This is a genomic window from Alteromonas sp. ABH4_457 (assembly GCF_056160625.1).
In genome coordinates, this window is the sequence record NZ_JBSWXN010000005.1 from 292,920 (window position 1) to 310,150 (window position 17,231).

General features: G+C 48.8%; 11 protein-coding genes and 3 tRNA genes. 10 read left to right on the plus strand and 4 right to left on the minus strand.

The genetic code is table 11. The annotated features are described in order from the left end of the window. Positions 1-2 precede the first annotated feature (2 nt). Positions 3-1,646: a SulP family inorganic anion transporter gene (locus tag ACXAGR_RS14090; RefSeq protein WP_474851058.1), complete on the plus strand. Its 1,644-nt coding sequence runs from the start codon at positions 3-5 to the stop codon at positions 1,644-1,646. A gap of 108 nt (positions 1,647-1,754) precedes the next feature. Here the strand turns inward: ACXAGR_RS14090 and ACXAGR_RS14095 are convergent, their stop codons facing one another. From ACXAGR_RS14095 to ACXAGR_RS14110, 4 genes are all read right to left on the minus strand, one after another. Beyond that, the gene (locus ACXAGR_RS14095; RefSeq protein WP_474851059.1) at positions 1,755-4,463 is read right to left on the minus strand and encodes a TonB-dependent receptor; all 2,709 of its coding nucleotides are present in this window, start codon (positions 4,461-4,463) and stop codon (positions 1,755-1,757) included. Between the two features lie 233 nt (positions 4,464-4,696). After that, positions 4,697-6,061: a glycoside hydrolase family 28 protein gene (locus ACXAGR_RS14100; RefSeq protein WP_474851060.1), complete on the minus strand. Its 1,365-nt coding sequence runs from the start codon at positions 6,059-6,061 to the stop codon at positions 4,697-4,699. A gap of 223 nt (positions 6,062-6,284) precedes the next feature. Further along, positions 6,285-8,363 (minus strand): M13 family metallopeptidase, encoded by a 2,079-nt coding sequence (locus ACXAGR_RS14105; protein ID WP_474844687.1) that lies wholly within the window; start codon positions 8,361-8,363, stop codon positions 6,285-6,287. Beyond that, positions 8,353-9,576, minus strand: coding sequence for a GNAT family N-acetyltransferase (locus ACXAGR_RS14110; RefSeq protein ID WP_474844688.1), 1,224 nt, complete (start codon positions 9,574-9,576; stop codon positions 8,353-8,355). The genes ACXAGR_RS14105 and ACXAGR_RS14110 overlap by 11 nt, the downstream gene beginning before the upstream one ends. 129 nt (positions 9,577-9,705) lie before the next feature. Between ACXAGR_RS14110 and ACXAGR_RS14115 the strand changes: the two genes are divergently transcribed. The 9 genes from ACXAGR_RS14115 (at position 9,706) to ACXAGR_RS14155 (ending at position 17,214) form a co-directional block, all read left to right on the plus strand. After that, positions 9,706-10,155, plus strand: coding sequence for a regulatory protein RecX (locus tag ACXAGR_RS14115; protein ID WP_119500603.1), 450 nt, complete (start codon positions 9,706-9,708; stop codon positions 10,153-10,155). A gap of 179 nt (positions 10,156-10,334) precedes the next feature. Then, positions 10,335-12,932, plus strand: a complete 2,598-nt coding sequence (gene alaS, locus ACXAGR_RS14120) for an alanine--tRNA ligase (RefSeq protein ID WP_474851061.1) — start codon at positions 10,335-10,337, stop codon at positions 12,930-12,932. A gap of 136 nt (positions 12,933-13,068) precedes the next feature. Beyond that, positions 13,069-13,266: a carbon storage regulator CsrA gene (gene csrA, locus ACXAGR_RS14125; protein WP_119500605.1), complete on the plus strand. Its 198-nt coding sequence runs from the start codon at positions 13,069-13,071 to the stop codon at positions 13,264-13,266. A gap of 162 nt (positions 13,267-13,428) precedes the next feature. Beyond that, a tRNA-Ser gene (locus ACXAGR_RS14130) sits at positions 13,429-13,519 on the plus strand. Positions 13,520-13,561: 42 nt separating this feature from the next. After that, positions 13,562-13,638: transfer RNA gene (locus ACXAGR_RS14135), tRNA-Arg, on the plus strand. A gap of 49 nt (positions 13,639-13,687) precedes the next feature. Then, positions 13,688-13,764 (plus strand) — tRNA-Arg (locus tag ACXAGR_RS14140). Positions 13,765-14,017: 253 nt separating this feature from the next. Then, positions 14,018-14,278, plus strand: a complete 261-nt coding sequence (locus ACXAGR_RS14145; protein ID WP_474851062.1) for an OadG family protein — start codon at positions 14,018-14,020, stop codon at positions 14,276-14,278. 18 nt (positions 14,279-14,296) lie between these two features. Beyond that, positions 14,297-16,084: a sodium-extruding oxaloacetate decarboxylase subunit alpha gene (oadA, locus tag ACXAGR_RS14150; protein ID WP_474851063.1), complete on the plus strand. Its 1,788-nt coding sequence runs from the start codon at positions 14,297-14,299 to the stop codon at positions 16,082-16,084. Continuing rightward, the gene (locus ACXAGR_RS14155; RefSeq protein ID WP_119500617.1) at positions 16,084-17,214 is read left to right on the plus strand and encodes a sodium ion-translocating decarboxylase subunit beta; all 1,131 of its coding nucleotides are present in this window, start codon (positions 16,084-16,086) and stop codon (positions 17,212-17,214) included. The genes oadA and ACXAGR_RS14155 overlap by 1 nt, the downstream gene beginning before the upstream one ends. Positions 17,215-17,231 lie beyond the last annotated feature (17 nt).

Sequence of the window (17,231 nt, forward strand, 5' to 3'; positions counted from 1 at the left end):
CCATGAAAGGCTTATTTAATAATGTACGTGGTGATCTTACCGGCGGGTTAACGGCCGGTATTGTTGCTCTACCTCTCGCGCTGGCGTTAGGTGTTGCGTCGGGCGTAGGCCCGATGGCGGGTTTATACGGCGCGATTGCCGTTGGCTTCTTTGCAGCTTTGCTGGGTGGTACACCTTCGCAAATTTCCGGTCCGACAGGTCCGATGGTTGTGGTTCTGGCTGGTCTGTTTGCATCTCTGTCGGGAGACTTAGGCCTCATATTTACCGCTGTTATGCTTGCCGGTTTGTTGCAAATCATAATGGGCTTCACCGGGGTTGGTCAGTATATCCGGCTTGTGCCTTACCCGGTCATTTCCGGTTTTATGTCAGGCATCGGTGCGATCATCATCATCCTGCAACTGGGCCGGTTAATGGGCCATGAGCCTCCGGGCGGTACAATGGGCGCATTAATCTATCTGCCTACGGCTCTTGCTGATATCGATTTTGTGACCCTGGGTCTGGGATTGGGCACGCTTATTATTGCCTATAAGTGGCCTGCCAAACTTGGCAAAATTGTACCCGGCGCGCTGGCTGCCCTTATCATCGGCACACTGGTGAGTTTGTCTCTGGAAACCCCGGTATTAGGTGACATTCCTACAGGATTGCCTGAGTTGCACATGCCGGTATTCGACCAGTCTAAGGCGTTGCTGGTGTTTGAAGCTGCTTTCATTCTGGCGATTCTGGGTGCTATCGATTCATTACTGACTTCCCTGGTTGCTGATAACATGACCCGTACCCGTCACGACAGTAATAAAGAACTGATCGGGCAGGGTGTGGGTAACACGGTTGCCGGTTTGATTGGCGGTATTGCCGGTGCCGGTGCAACCATGCGTACTGTGGTGAATATCCGTAGCGGTGGTAAAGATCGTTTATCAGGTATGGTCCACGCGCTTGTGTTACTGGCTATTGTGCTGGGTCTGAGTCCTCTTGCGGCTAAGATCCCTCATGCTGTTCTGGCTGGCATTCTGGTGAAGGTAGGTCTTGATATTATCGACTGGAGTTACCTGAAGCGTGCCCATACCGGACCTCGCTGGGACTTCGCGCTGATGCTGCTGGTACTGGGCCTGACTGTATTTGTCGATTTGATTACGGCAGTAGGTGTGGGTGTTGTTCTGGCTGCACTGGCCTATGTTAAGCAGGTTGCACAACTGCAGTTAGATGAAGTGAAGAAAATCCCTGACACACTTCAGGATCCGGAAGAAGATGCGCTGCTCAAGCAGACGAAAGGCAAGGTGCAGATCTTCAGTTTCGGCGGTCCTCTGAGCTTTGGTGCAGCAGCAGACTTAGGGCACCATGTCCGCGAAAAAGTCAGTCGTGGTTCAAGTGCTCTGATCCTCGATTTCAGTCGTGTACCTGCCATGGATGTTTCCGCTGCCATGGCCGTTGAGACCATTACTTCTGATGCTAAGGCCGCTGGCCGTCAGGTACTGATGTGCGGTGCTGTTGAAGCGGTTAACACAGTACTGAATAACATCAATGCGCATCAAAGTGGTGTGACAGTATGTGCAACACGTAAAGAGGCACTGGCGAAAGCTGTTGAAATGGTGAATCAGCCGGGAAAGGCTGAGGGTAGCGGTTCAGCTACCCAACATCTTGCCAGCGTGTAACTGAATTAAATAACGTTCAGTAAGACTGAAAAAGGCTTCCCCGTGGGAAGCCTTTTTAGTTGGTGTCGTAGTCAGACCGTGCCGGATATTTATCCGGCACGGCTGCAATTACATGGTGTATCTGGCCCCCAGGAAAATCTGAGTGCCTGTATGGTTGTATTCACGGATAAGATTTTGTGAGCCGTCACCGGTGGTAAACAAACGCTCATATTCATCAGTGAGGTTAATCCCTTCGATGGTAAACGTGAGGTTCTCGTTATAATTGTAATAGGCAGACAAATCAACGTATGTCGGGCCGGTAGTGGCTTCTTCCGCATTACCGTTACTGCCGCTGTAGTCCGTAATGTAGTCATCACGTTTGTTCAGCGACAGGCGGATACCGTAATCTTCCCGCTCATAGTAGAGGGTTGCATTATAGGTATTTTTTGACAGACCGGTAATTTCACCTGCTGACACACGGGTATAGTTCATCACCGTGCCTAAACCGTCAAACGGAGCCGGCAGAAAACGGAAAGGCTGCTGATAAATAATCTCAAAACCATTTACTGTAGTGCCTTCACCGTTCACTGGTGAGGTATGTGTATACGGCACAGTTCGCGGGTCAAGGGCCAGTGCAGGATCGTACTGCGGATCCGAATCAATAAATGGCAGATATACCGCATCAACCAGACGCTCTTCCGTTGCTGAGGTAATAAACGTTTCTATATCTTTATAGAAATAGTTAGCTGCCAGTAAAGACTCTTCCGCAAAGTACCATTCAAGCCCCAAATCAACGTTGTTAGACGTGAATGGATCCAGATACGGGTTACCGGAACTGACAGTACCGTTTACGTAAGAAAATGAAGGATTACCCGGGTTCAGTGAACTGAGGCTCGGACGGGTCATAGTGCGTGATAAACCCAGACGGGCAATGACATCTTCAGTCACCGACAAAGACAGGTTCATCGATGGCAGGAAATTGTCATAGTCGTTCTCAACCGTGACTTCATCCAACTGAATGTAGCCCGAGGCCGTGGACGTGGTTTTCACATAACGCATACCGAAGTTAGTGCGTAAGCTCATGTCAGCGATATCGTACTCAGAATTAAACTCAAGGTAACCACCCAGCGTTTCTTCGCCAACTTCCCAGCTTTGCTCTGTGCGGGGAGTCCAGGTTTTATCCAGCAGCTGAGACTCGATGGCACCAAAGTCAGCCACAATAAAGCGATTCAGTTCTCCGTCAAATCCGTTACCAAAGTCGTCGTAAGGGATGAGTTCTGCAAATCCTACCGCCGAGTCCTGATCAGGGAAGCCGTTAATTTGCTCTTCACTGTAGGCGACGGTACGGTCGTTCCAGGCCATACCCATTTTGATTTCTACACTGTCATTGGTATAGATAAAGTCGACTTTCGCGGTGTCGTTCTTGCGTTCAACGTCAGTGGCCCGTAGCCGGCCATCAGATAAATCGTACAGGCTGGCGTCGGTGATATCGTAACCGTAATCCATCACCGGAACATTGGCATTGCCACTGAAATCAAAACTGAACGTATGGGGTGTCAGGTTCGTCATGTTATAGCGGTACTGTTCAGAACGGGCGTCTGATTTAGCGGTACCGGCCATAGCATTCATTTTCAGTTCATCAGATAAATAGAATTCACCACTCAGCACATACTGGCTGAAGTCGGTTTCTGATAACTGCTGACGACTCTCTACCCGGGATGTCATATTGTCAAAGGTACCGGCAACAACCTGCTTACCGCTTTCATCCACTGTCAGTGACACCGGTGTGATATCGCTGAATGTGCTGCGGAACATTTCAAAGTTGTTGTACATGGTACGCTGGTTCTCCAGCGTGGAATGCAGGGTATCGAAAGTGATTGTACCTGCGTCTCCGACTGCAAATTGCAATGAACCGGTTATGCCCAGACGGTCCTGATTGTTACCGAAGAAATCATAGCGGGGCAGGCGGGGTGTCCATAAACAGTTTGCCGGGTCGACAGCTTCGCCGTCAGCTTCACAGGGACCGGTATTGATTGTGCCGTTGATGATTGTGTTACTGGTGTCGGTATAAATACCACCACCGTCCCTTACCGGCGTGGTCCAACGGACGGTGCCGAACCCTTCCTGGCGGACGGTACGCTGTGATTTGGCAACGGAAAACAGCGCGCCGATGGTGTCGTCAGCAAAGGTGTTGCTGATCATAAAGACCATACGCGGATCGATTTCTTCCGTAACATCGTTATATCCGGCCTGACCTGACGCAGCTACGTGAAAGCCCGGATTAGAGAAAGGTTTCGCGGAATACAGGTCGACAGTACCTGCAATACCGCCTTCTTCCGTAGATGCTGACGAGGTTTTCTGAATGTCTACCCGGTTAAATAACTCCGAAGCAAAGACGTTGAAGTCAAAAGCACGTCCACCGTTTACACCACCACCGGAATCGGTTCCGTCGGTACTGGACGGGACTTCCATTCCATTTAACGTGGTACGGGTGAAGTCGGGACCTAAGCCACGCAGCGTAATCTGGCGACCTTCACCCCCTTCGCGGGAAATTGCCACACCCGGTACCCGTTGCAATGACTCTGCAATGTTCAGGTCCGGAAATTTACCAATGTCTTCACTGAGTATGGTTTCTTTTGAAGTCACAGCACTGCGTTTTTCAAACAATGCACGGTTCAGCGCGCCACGAAAGCCGCTGACTTCAATGATTTCATAATCTTCTGCTGTGGTATCTTCAGTTTGTACTTCCTGTGCAAATGCCAGGGAAGGAGTAGAACAGCTCAGCGCAACAATCATCGCGCTGAATACAGGGTTTTTACGGAAACGGTTTTTATTCATGGTGTTCCTCTGCTCAGTTCGTCCTGCATTGTTGTAGGGTGCTTAACAGCCGCACGAAATCAACAATGGGTGTCGTAGGGTATGACAGCCATGTTCACACATATTTATAAATGAAAATGTATGTGTGAATTGGGCAGTGTTAAATTTGCCACCGGTGGCAAATTAAGCGTAACGTTACAGACTTGTTAATGATATTGTCAATAAAAATGTGATCGCGATTACAAAATAGTTAACTAATCTTTCACCGCTTCCGCATCCTTCAACGCAGAGAATTTACCGTTCCAGAACTGGTTGCCAATCTGCACATTCTCAAAGTGAATATTTTTTGCATTTTCCAGGATCAGCGGGATGTCAGCCTTTTTGATACGGATATTCCGGAAGGTCACGTCGTGAACAGGGGCTGCATCCGGAGCATGGATTTCAAGCACAGTACCCACATTCTCTACGGTCATATCTTCAATGATGATGTCAGTGTAAGTTGCCGGAAAATTACCGTGCAGATTGCTCGGGTAATTGAGCTGGAACCAGAAAAGATGTTTAAACGAGGCGACTTTACTTCCGCGGATCCGTATCATTTCAACACGTCCGCCACGATCTAAGTTGCTTTTGAAACGGTAAGCCGAATCTCCTTCGTGGAGGGTATTATTCTCAAAGAATACCCGTTTGATGCCACCGGACATTTCCGACCCCAGACCAATGCCGTCTTCGCCACCAAGATCATTATTTCTTACAACAATATCAGTACTGGGAATACCTATGTTACGGCCATCCGCATCGCGGCCGGACTTAATTACAATACCGTCATCACCGGTGCGGAAATGGTTGTTTTCTGCCAGTACAAACTGGCTGGATTCAATGTCCAGTCCGTCGTTATTGTACAGGTGGCTGTCTACTTTCACCCTGCGAACCGTTGCGTGAGAGGTGTATACCAGATGATTAACCCAGAAGGGGGAATTTTTGGCCGTGTAGTCTTCCAGCAGAACACGTTTGGCATGGAAAAACTGGATAAGCGGGGGGCGAAGAAAATGCCCTTCACCGAATTGCCTTTGTTGCACAGGCACACTGTCAAAACCCATTCTTCTCAGCGCATGCATGTCAGTATTTTGCTTTTCGTACCAGTTGATAAAAGCAGAGTTTGCATTGCCGTCTATTGTGCCTTCACCCGTGATAGCCACATCTTCCACATTGGCAGCGTAAATCATTGGTGAGTAAGTAAATACTTCCGTTCCTTCCCAGCGTGTTTTCACAACCGGGAGAAATTCAGAGGGCGTAGCTGAAAAGAGAAGTGTGGCGTCTTTCCCGAGATGCAGATTGATTTTACTTTTCAGGTGTAAAGGCCCGTTAACATGCCAGATACCTTCCGGAATATGAACAATACCACCACCGGCAGCCGCAGCTTTGTTGATAGTTTGCTGAATGGTTTGTCTGGCAGCCTTTCTGATTGAAGGTGAGTCTTCGACAACAAACTGTTTATCCGGAATGTCCGGCAAGCGTATTTGCTGCAAAATTCCGGTCGCAATTCGCCAGTCTTGCTCAGTAGAAGCACGGGTTGATAGCGGGATCAGAAAACACAGGATCAGGGTAAGGCGGAATATCATGAAAGCTCCGGTATTCCCGAAAGAGTCGTGTTACAACTGCGGGAAATTAATTGATTTACAATATTTACAATGAGTTAATAATGCTACCGGTGGCATTTGGTGTCAAAGTATTTAATAAATATTGGTTTCTCAGGTGTGAGGAAGTAGTAAGGAAAATAGTTTGTTGGAGGGCATTAGGAGATTATTTTGCTCCCCCGTGCGGAGGAGCATGTTTGTCAGCGTGTTACCAGATCTGAACGCGGTCTTCCGGTGCAAGATACAAGGCATCGCCGGGCTGGACGTCGAAAGCTTTATACCAGATATCCAGATTACGTGGCGCCTGTGTACGGTATCGGGCCGGAGAGTGCGGATCAGAGCGGAGCTGGTTAATCAGGCTTTGCTCAGTGCGTTTCTCACGCCATACCTGTGCCCAGGCGAGGAAGAAGCGTTGATCGCCGGTGAAGCCGTCGATGACAGGGGCTTCTTTGCCATTCAGGCTCAGCTTGTAGGCTTCATAGGCCATTGACAAACCACCCACATCACCAATGTTCTCACCCATGGTCAGACGACCATTTACATGGTTGCCGGGGATTGGTTCATACTGATCATACTGAGCACCCAACTGGTCAACTTTGGCAGTAAAAGAAGCCAGATCTTCTTCAGTCCACCAGTTGCGCTGAATACCTTTGGCGTCTGACTTGGCACCCTGATCGTCGAAACCGTGTCCCATTTCGTGTCCGATAACAGCGCCGATAGCACCATAGTTCACAGCAGGGTCTGCATTCGGATCGAAGAAAGGAGGTTGAAGAATGGCAGCAGGGAATACAATCTCATTAAATGACGGATTGTAATATGCGTTGACCGTTTGCGGTGTCATGCCCCAGCGTTCGCGGTCAGTCGGCTTAAGTTCTGCTTCCACATCTTTAGCGTTAAAGAATTTGCGGAGGTTACGAATGTTTTGCACCAGCTTATCTGAAGATATCTCCAGACCACTTAAATCTACCCATTCGTCCGGATAGCCGATTTTAGGATGGAAAGCTGCCAGTTTTTCTTTCGCTTCTTTTTTCGTTTCTTCACCCATCCAGTCCAGGTTGTCAATGCGCTTGCCCAGCGCTGCGCGAAGGTTTTCAACCAGCTCAGACATTTGCTCTTTCGAAGACTGGGGGAAGTAACGGTCGACATAAATCTTGCCCAGCGCGAAACCCAGAGACTGCGTACCGGACATTTGTGCAACAGCGCGTTTCCAGCGGGCTTCCGGTTCTTCCTGACCATTCAGCTTTTTGTTATAGAACTCAAAAGATGTCTGATAAATCTCTTCCGGCAGCAGAGAGGCATTTTCACTCAGAGTATGGAATGTCAGATACGCCTTCCACACAGCAAGATCCGTTTCGTTGATGATGGTAATGACATCTTTAACGGGTTGCGGGGTAGTGATGTTCAGTTCAGGTACTTTTAAGCCACTTTGTGCGAAAAAGGTATCCCAGTTAAAACCCGGATACGCATCGGAAAGAGACGCTCTTTCAATCTGGTTTAATGTCAGATCACGGTCCCGGCGTTTTTCCCGCGGCCATTGAGCATGAGCAATACGGGTTTCCAGGTCCATAATTTGTTGTGCCTGCTGTGCAGCGTCCTGAACACCGGCAAACGATAGCATTTTTTCGATATGAGACAGGTATGCTTCACGAATATCAACAAAGCGTTCCTGATCACTTAAGTAATAGTCCCGGTCAGGCAGACCCAGGCCGCCAACACTGACACTGACCTGATACTCGTTGGGATCAAGACGGTTGTACCACATGCTGCCCAGCAGAGGCGTTGCTGTGCCGTACAACCAGGCATTCCCGAACACCTCTGTCAGTGCCTGACGGTTATCGATGGCCTGAATTTTCGACAATACATCCGAAACAGGCTCAATACCTTTCGCATTTATGCCTTCCACATCCATATAAGCGGTGTAGAAATCTTTTACCATCTGTTCTTCAGCATTCAGATCTTGCCTGGTCATCAGGTCGTCGATGATGGCTTTAACCTGTTCTTCGCTGCGATCCCGCAGGGCATTAAATGCACCAAAGCGGGTTTTATCTGCCGGAAGTTCATAATTTTTATACCAGGTGCCACTGGCGTAGGAAAAAAAGTCGTCGCCGGGTTTTACGGCTTTGTCCATGGCTGTCAGGTCGATGCCGAAGCTGCCCAGTTCCGCACTGCCTTTTTGTACGGCAGACTGTGACTCTGATGATGAGGCTGTGGTGTTTTGTTCCGGCTTGCTACAACCGGTTAAACTTAAGGCCGCTGCAATGGTGGCAGCGAGTAATTTATACTTCATTGTCGTTTCTCTTTTTTGTTGTTGCAGCGTCCGGAGTGACCACTGCTGTACTTGTTGTTTTTAGTGTTGTTTGCATCGCTTCATTGAAAGGTAACACAGTGGCTGCCTGTTGAAAGTAACAGGCAATCTGTGGCGTTTCCTGCTGTAAAAATTGTTCTACAGCATGGTGGAAATCTGCATCATACAATTTGTGAAGAGATACACACCAGGTGGGCTCAAAGCCACGTAAAATCTTATGTTCGCCCTGCGTGCCGGGGTTGAATAAAGGTATGCCACGCTCAACAGCAAAAGCAATGCCCTGATTGTAACAAGTTTCGAAATGCAGGCCGTCGACCTCTTTCATCGCACCCCAGTAGCGCCCGTAAAGCCCGTTATCGTCATAGAAAAACAGTGCACTGGCTACAGGTTCCTGTTCTTGTGCGGCGACGACCAGCAAAACATTCGATGCCATAGAGCTGAAGATCTGGCGAAAAAAAGCCGGAGTCAGATATCCCGTGTGGCCGGAGCGTTTTAAATAAGTTTGCTGATAGCAGCGGATGAAAAATTCAATGTGTTCAGAGGTGAGGGCATCACCGGTAATTCTTGTCAGCGAAACACCGGTCTGTTCAAGTTTCTCCCGTGACTTACGCAGGGCTTTACGCTTTCTCGATGTCAGTGCGGCGGTAAAGTCACTGAACGTCTGATAGCCATAGTTGTACCACTGGAACTGCACGGAATAACGGCGGGCAAAGCCTTGTTCATACCAGCTTTTGCTGTTGTGGTATGGAGAAAAAAGAATATGGGAAGAAGAGCATCCTTGTTCTGATAATGCCTTCAGAGCAGGCACCGCTACTTGGAGAATGTCCCTTTCTTCATACTCAGGGGATATCAGAAGTCTAATGCCGGTGACCGGTGTAAAAGGCACTGCACTTATCCACTTAGGATAATAACTCAGCCCGTGCTGATCGTAAGCATGTGCCCAGCCGTGGTCAAAAACATATTCCCCGTAACTGTCTTCTTTCAGATACCCCGGCATCACCGCAACGAGTTTATCACCGTCGCAGACTCTCAAATGATGAGGTTGCCAGCCTGTTTCAGGACCCACGCAGTGACATGCTTCCATGGCAGCAAGAAACGGATATTGCAGAAAAGGACCTGCATCCCGTGCAAGTGCCTGCCACTGTGATGAATCAATGTCTTTAATCGATGAGATAAAGGATGTGGTATATTTCATTTTTACTTTCGCAGTAAACACGTTTTTAATTCACTGCTGTATCGTGGTTAGTCACTGCATTGTACTGCGACGAACTCTTCCATGAATGCCGGTACGTTTACATTAGAGCTAAATTAAACATTCTTCAACATGACAGACCCTGACCGCAAAATCATTATCGACGCGATTACGCGCATGCTGGCACGACGAGAGCACAGCCATGTGGAGGTACTGACAAAACTGACACAGAAAGGTTTCGACGCCGGTTTGTCGTCGGCTATTTTGCAGGAATTCACCGACGCTGATATTCAAAGTAATGCCAGATACGCCGAAATGCGCGTTCGCGCCTGCGCATCGAAAGGTCAGGGGCCGGCCAGAATAAAGCGTGAGCTGGCGCAGCATAAACTCGATGACGCTACCATCGCATCTGCGATGAGCGAAGCCGATATTGACTGGTTTGAATTAGCCCTGAAGGTAAAAGAGAAGAAATTTGGCGAAGGGCAGGAGCGGGACTTCAAAGCCAGACAAAAGCAAATGCAGTTTCTCAATTACCGGGGCTTTACTCAGGAACACATCCAATACGCCGTAAATGGTGACTAAATTAACCGCGAATGCCTTAACAACGGCGCGTGTTCCATGATATGTTTGCGCCCTGCGGGCCGTATGCCCGATCTAGTGACTTGTGCACCACAATTCCCAGCATCTGACGAGCCATTTTATCAGAGTAAATTTGTGCTCCCGATGTTCACCGTTAACAAGAGTAGGAAGTTAGGATTTCAATGACATTATCAACTGCTGACATACGCCAAAAGTTTATCGATTACTTTAAAAGTCACGGCCACCAGGCAGTGGCGAGTTCCTCATTGGTACCTGCAGATGATCCTACGCTCCTGTTCACCAACGCGGGGATGAACCAGTTCAAAGACGTTTTCCTTGGCGCAGAAAAGCGCAGCTACTCCCGTGCAGTGTCTTCACAACGTTGTGTGCGTGCCGGTGGTAAGCACAATGACCTGGAGAACGTTGGCTATACTGCCCGTCATCACACCTTTTTCGAAATGCTGGGTAACTTTAGTTTTGGCGATTACTTCAAAAAAGACGCCATTTCCTTTGCCTGGAATTTCCTGACTGTTGAGCTTGGATTACCAAAAGAGAAACTGCTGGTAACCGTTTATTCAGAAGACGATGAAGCCTTTGATTTGTGGGAGAATCACATTGGCGTACCGGCAGAAAAAATCATCCGGATTAACACGTCAGATAACTTCTGGTCGATGGGTGATACCGGTCCCTGCGGTCCCTGTTCTGAAATTTTCTATGATCACGGTGAACACATCTGGGGTGGCCCTCCGGGAACGCCTGAAGAAGACGGTGACCGGTTTATTGAAATCTGGAACCTGGTTTTCATGCAGTTCAATAAGCAGGCAGACGGTACCATGGAACCACTGCCTAAGCCTTCTATCGATACCGGTATGGGTCTTGAGCGTATTTCTGCCATTCTTCAGAATGTGCACAGCAACTATGAAATTGACCTGTTCCAGAACCTGATTAAAGCGACTGCTGACATTACCGGGGCTAAAGACCTGGAAGACAAGTCTTTACGTGTTGTGGCTGACCACATCCGTTCATGCGGCTTCCTGGTATGTGACGGCGTAATGCCGGGCAACGAAGGTCGCGGCTATGTACTGCGCCGTATCATCCGTCGTGCTGTACGTCACGGCTATCAACTTGGTGCGAAAGACATTTTCTTCTACAAACTGGTAGCGGCCCTGGTGAAGGAAATGGGCGAGTTTTACCCTGAACTGGCTGACCAGCAACCTGTTATTGAGAAAGTATTGCGGGTTGAAGAAGAGCAATTCAGTAAGACTCTTGAACGGGGCATGAACATGCTCAATGACACGTTATCTTCACTGGAAGGCGATACGATTCCCGGTGAAGTGGTGTTCAAACTGTATGACACTTACGGATTCCCGGTTGATCTAACCAACGATGTTGCCCGCGAACACGATGTGAAAATTGACGAAGCCGGTTTTGAAAAAGCTATGGAAGCTCAGCGTGCCCGTGCTCAGAAAGCCAGTAACTTCGGTGCCAATTATAACGACCTGCTGAAAGTTGAACATGAAACAGCATTCACCGGTTATACCGATGTGGAAGGCGAGGCAAACGTTGTCGAACTTATTTATGACAATCAATTTTGTGAATCTCTCACCGACGGGCAGGAAGGTGTTGTGGTATTAGACCAGACGCCCTTTTATGCCGAATCCGGAGGTCAGGCCGGCGACCGTGGTGTGCTTAAAGTGGCTAACGGTGAATTTATTGTTACTGATACCCAGAAAATGGGTAATGCATTCGCGCATAAAGGTAAGGTTGTCGGTGAAATACGTAAAGGCGAAAAAGCGGCTGCGGCTATCGACAACAGCAATCGTGAAGCCGTGAAGCAAAATCACAGTGCGACGCACTTGCTGCATGCTGCGCTGAGAGAAATCTTAGGTGATCATGTCACTCAGAAAGGCTCTCTGGTAGAAGCACAGCGCCTGCGTTTTGACTTCTCCCATTTTGAAGGCGTGACGGCAGAGCAGTTACTGACAATTGAAAACCGGGTAAATGAAGAAATTCGCGCTAACCATGCGCTGCAAACTGAATTAATGGAACTGGATGAAGCCAAAGCCTCTGGTGCGATGGCATTGTTCGGTGAGAAGTACGATGAGAAAGTACGCGTTGTCACAATGGGTCCGTTCTCTGTTGAACTTTGCGGTGGTACTCACGTCAAACGTACAGGTGATATAGGTTTATTTAAGATTGTGTCAGAAAGTGGTATCGCATCAGGCGTTCGTCGCATAGAGGCGATAACCGGCGCAACTGCAGTTGAGTTTGTTCAACAACAACAAATTCAATTACAGACCGCAGCCGGATTGCTGAAAACTGACGTATCAGGACTGGTTGACCGTATCGGTGTACTGCAAACGCAAACGAAAGAGCTTGAGAAAGCATTATCAGCGGCGAAGCAAAAACTGGCTTCTCAACAAGGCGCTGACATGCTGGGTCAGGCTATCGAAATTAACGGTGTGAAAGTGTTAATTTCTGAACTGGAAGGCGTTGAGTCGAAAGCGTTGCGTGGAATGATGGACGATCTTAAAAACCGAATCGGCGAAGGGATCGTAGTACTAGGTATGGCTGATGGTGCGAAAGTCAGTTTGATAGTTGGTGTGACCAAACAGCTTACCGGCAAAGTGAAAGCAGGCGAATTAGTAAACTTTATTGCCTCACAGGTTGGCGGAAAAGGTGGTGGCAGACCAGACATGGCGCAAGCCGGTGGTAGTCAGCCAGAAAATTTGGCAAGTGCATTGGCTTCGGTTAACGCATATTTGTCAGATAAGCTATAATCCAGATTGTAAGGTAATCAGTGAGTTTTTGGAGTGACACAAAAACACGGAATCACTGTCGTTACCGTCGGGTCGTGCCGGCGAGTGACATAAGGTTAAAGGATATTTTCATTTGTAAAGGATCAGGAGCAAGCGAATGCTTATTTTGACTCGTCGTGTAGGTGAAACCCTGATGGTCGGTGATGATGTAACGGTTACCGTATTAGGCGTTAAAGGAAATCAGGTACGAATTGGTGTGAATGCGCCGAAAGAAGTATCAGTGCATCGTGAAGAGATTTACATGCGTATACAGGCTGAGAAAGGCGGGCAGCCGGGTAACAGTGTTACCGAATAATCCCGATAGAAAAAGGCCGGTTGAACCGGCCTTTTTTGACTCTGAGGTATGACAGAGCGGGCTTTTTATCCGATTTGTTTAAAATGGCAGCATACGATTCATTTTATTGAAAAAAGGGTTTGACTCCCTCACGAGTATCAGTAAAATGCGCACCACTGTTACGGAGAGGTGGGTGAGTGGCTGAAACCAGTTCCCTGCTAAGGAACCATACCTATTACTGGTATCGAGGGTTCGAATCCCTCCCTCTCCGCCATTGTTCAAGGTTGGACGTGGTGGCCAACAATAAGTTTAATGCGCGTGTGTAGCTCAGCTGGATAGAGTACCTGGCTACGAACCAGGCGGTCGGAGGTTCGAATCCTTCCACACGCGCCATCTTATAAAAGCACCACCTTTTACGGTAAAACGTAAAAGTACAGTTAAAGCGTGTGTAGCTCAGCTGGATAGAGTACCTGGCTACGAACCAGGCGGTCGGAGGTTCGAATCCTTCCACACGCGCCATACCGGAAAGCCCACCATCAGGTGGGCTTTTTTCGTTTTAACCTTCCTCTTTGACTTTTCTACCTTGCGATTGCTTAAATATCGCCCACACTGAATGCATAGCACATGTGCAGGTTTGTCCGGTGTTCTGTCTGATTTTCATCGCAAAATGTTGCTTTTGTTGGTGAATATAAGGCCGAAGTCGCATTGTTTCTGCATGTTTAACATGTTACTTATTCTTAATACTCACATCACAATATAAACAGGTTCTGACATGGCATCGGATTCGTTAGTTAGTTTGCTTGGTGAAGCTGCCACATTAATGTTAACCGGCATGGTATTTGTGTTCGCTTTTCTGGCACTGCTCATCGCAGGTGTTAAAGCCATTGCCTGGTACTGCCGGCGTTATCCAGGCAATGAAGACGTCGCTGCACCGGTAAGAACGCCATCAGCACCTGCTCAGTCAGCCGTAGGCGGGCAAACCATAGCTGCCATCACAGCAGCCATTCATCAGCACAGAAACAATCAAAAATAGCATTAAAGAGGATTTTTTATGTCTAAGCCACTGGCACTGACAGAACTTGTATTGCGTGATGCACACCAGTCTTTACTGGCTACCCGCATGCGCCTGGAAGACATGTTACCCATTGCAGGCGAGCTCGATAATGCAGGTTTCTGGTCTGTTGAATCCTGGGGAGGGGCAACGTTTGATGCCTGTATCCGTTATCTGGGGGAGGATCCGTGGGAGCGTATCCGGGCGCTGAAAAAAGCCATGCCGAAAACGCGGCAACAAATGTTGCTGCGTGGGCAGAACTTATTAGGATACCGCCACTATGCTGATGATGTGGTTACCCGGTTTGTTGAACGTGCCCATGAAAACGGTGTAGATGTTTTTCGCATATTTGATGCGATGAACGATGTTCGTAATCTGCAAACGGCAGTTAAGGCTGCTATTGATTGTGGCGCGCATGCTCAGGGTACCATGTCCTATACCATCAGCCCTATGCACACCATCGACGGCTGGCTGGATATGGCTAAAAAATTAGAAGACATGGGTGTGCACTCCATTTGTATCAAAGACATGGCCGGTTTACTTAAACCTTACGAGTGTGAAACGCTGGTTACCCGCCTGAAAGAAACCGTGCAGGTACCTATCGCCATGCAGTGTCACGCCACAACCGGCCTGAGTACTGCAACCTATCAGAAGGCCATCGATGCCGGCATTGATATGCTGGATACCGCTATATCTTCAATGAGTATGACATACGGTCACAGCGCCACAGAGACTATCGTGTCGGCTCTGGAAGGCACAGAAAGAGACACTGGCTTGTCGCTTGAGGGGTTAGAAGACATTGCCGCTTACTTCCGCGACGTGAGAAAGAAATACGCCAGTTTTGAAGGCAGCCTCAAAGGTGTGGATGCCCGTATATTGCTGGCGCAAGTACCCGGCGGCATGTTGACGAATATGGAAAGCCAACTGAAAGAGCAGGGCGCAGAAGATAAGTTTGACGAAGTATTGAAAGAAATTCCCCGTGTGCGTGAAGATTTGGGGTTCATTCCTCTGGTCACACCCACCTCGCAGATTGTGGGCACACAGGCGGTGCTGAATGTGCTTACCGGTGAGCGCTATAAAAGTATTTCCAAAGAAACGGCGGGTGTACTGAAAGGCGAATATGGCGCAACTGCTGCGCCGGTGAATGCTGAATTGCAGGCCCATGTGCTTGATGGTGGTGAGCCGGTTACCTGCCGTCCGGCTGATTTGATCAAGCCGGAAATGGAAAGCCTGACTGACGACCTCGCATCATTGGCCAAAGAAAAAGGCTTCCTGTTGGCGGAAGAGCAAGTTGACGACGTACTCACTTACGCCTTGTTCCCGCAAATCGGTCTGAAGTTCCTGCAAAACCGCGGCAACCCGGATGCCTTTGAACCTGCGCCGGGCAAGGAGCCGGAAGTGGCTACAGCACCTGTTGCTGCTCCAAACGCCGCGGGACAGCCCTCAAGTTACGATGTGAAAGTAGACGGCAAAGTGTATCACGTGGAAGTGGCTGAATCCGGCACGCTGACCAGTGTTACACCGGCCGAAACAGCGCGCGCACCGGCTCAAAGCAGCACAGCCGCACCGGCTGGCGGACAGGCAATCAATGCTCCGTTATCCGGCAATGTGTTCAAAGTTTTAGTATCTGAAGGTGATGCTGTGTCCAACGGGGATGTGGTTATTATTCTTGAAGCGATGAAAATGGAAACCGAAATTCGTTCCGCTTTTGACGGAACAGCTGGCCGTATTCTGGTGAAAGAGGGTGACAGTGTTGCCAGTGGTCAGGCGCTGATAGAGTTAAACTGATGGAAAAATTATCAATTTTATGGGACAGCACTGCGCTGGCGCATTTTCAGGGCGGGCAACTGGTGATGATGGCAGTGGGTTTACTGCTTTTATATCTGGCCATCGTAAAAAAATTCGAGCCGTTATTGCTGCTACCCATCGGTTTCGGCGCGCTGTTAACCAATATTCCGCTGGCTGGCTTCAGTGAACCGGGTGGCCTTTTATATTACATCTATGAAGTGGGTATTCATTCCGGCGTGTTCCCGTTACTGATTTTCATGGGTGTGGGAGCGATGACGGACTTTGGCGCACTGATCGCAAACCCCAGAATGTTGCTGCTGGGCGCGGCGGCTCAATTTGGTATTTTTGCCACATTGTTCGGTGCTATTGCCCTAAATTTTATTCCCGGTTTTGACTTCACATTAAAAGATGCCAGTGCTATTGCCATCATCGGTGGTGCTGACGGACCCACGGCAATCTTTCTGGCTTCCCGTCTTGCCCCTGATTTGCTGGGGGCAATTGCTGTCGCCGCCTATTCTTACATGGCACTGGTTCCTATTATCCAGCCTCCTATTATGAAGGCACTGACCAGTGAAGATGAGCGGAAAATTGAAATGGCGCAGTTACGCCATGTGTCGCAAAAAGAGAAAATCATATTTCCTCTGGCGGTACTCATTCTGACCATTTTATTCCTGCCTTCTGCAACACCACTGGTGGGCATGTTCTGTTTCGGTAACCTCATGCGGGAATGCGGCGTGGTAGACCGGCTGTCAAAAACGGCGCAGAATGAACTTATCAATATTGTGACCATTTTTCTCGGCCTGGCTGTGGGGTCTAAATTATCTGCCGATAAATTTTTAACGGTGGAAACGTTAGGGATCCTCGGCTTAGGTGCGATAGCTTTCGCTATCGGTACTGCCGCCGGCGTATTGATGGCAAAACTCATGAATAAAATGAGCGGTGGCGGAATCAACCCGCTTATCGGCGCTGCCGGGGTGAGTGCTGTACCCATGGCGGCGAGAGTGGTCAATAAAGTGGGTCTGCAGAGTAACCCGCATAATTTCCTGTTAATGCATGCCATGGGGCCCAATGTGGCCGGTGTACTGGGGTCTGCCGTCGCAGCGGGTATTCTGCTGGCGCTGGTGGGTTAACTATCTTTCCGGGCAAC

Excerpts from the sequence above, each read along its gene's own strand:
- ACXAGR_RS14090 (WP_474851058.1), top strand. The coding sequence starts at position 3 with ATGAAAGGCTTATTTAATAATGTACGTGGTGATCTTACCGGCGGGTTA.
- ACXAGR_RS14095 (WP_474851059.1), bottom strand. The coding sequence starts at position 4,463 with ATGAATAAAAACCGTTTCCGTAAAAACCCTGTATTCAGCGCGATGATT.
- ACXAGR_RS14100 (WP_474851060.1), bottom strand. The coding sequence starts at position 6,061 with ATGATATTCCGCCTTACCCTGATCCTGTGTTTTCTGATCCCGCTATCA.
- ACXAGR_RS14105 (WP_474844687.1), bottom strand. The coding sequence starts at position 8,363 with ATGAAGTATAAATTACTCGCTGCCACCATTGCAGCGGCCTTAAGTTTA.
- ACXAGR_RS14110 (WP_474844688.1), bottom strand. The coding sequence starts at position 9,576 with ATGAAATATACCACATCCTTTATCTCATCGATTAAAGACATTGATTCA.
- ACXAGR_RS14115 (WP_119500603.1), top strand. The coding sequence starts at position 9,706 with ATGACAGACCCTGACCGCAAAATCATTATCGACGCGATTACGCGCATG.
- alaS (WP_474851061.1), top strand. The coding sequence starts at position 10,335 with ATGACATTATCAACTGCTGACATACGCCAAAAGTTTATCGATTACTTT.
- csrA (WP_119500605.1), top strand. The coding sequence starts at position 13,069 with ATGCTTATTTTGACTCGTCGTGTAGGTGAAACCCTGATGGTCGGTGAT.
- ACXAGR_RS14145 (WP_474851062.1), top strand. The coding sequence starts at position 14,018 with ATGGCATCGGATTCGTTAGTTAGTTTGCTTGGTGAAGCTGCCACATTA.
- oadA (WP_474851063.1), top strand. The coding sequence starts at position 14,297 with ATGTCTAAGCCACTGGCACTGACAGAACTTGTATTGCGTGATGCACAC.
- ACXAGR_RS14155 (WP_119500617.1), top strand. The coding sequence starts at position 16,084 with ATGGAAAAATTATCAATTTTATGGGACAGCACTGCGCTGGCGCATTTT.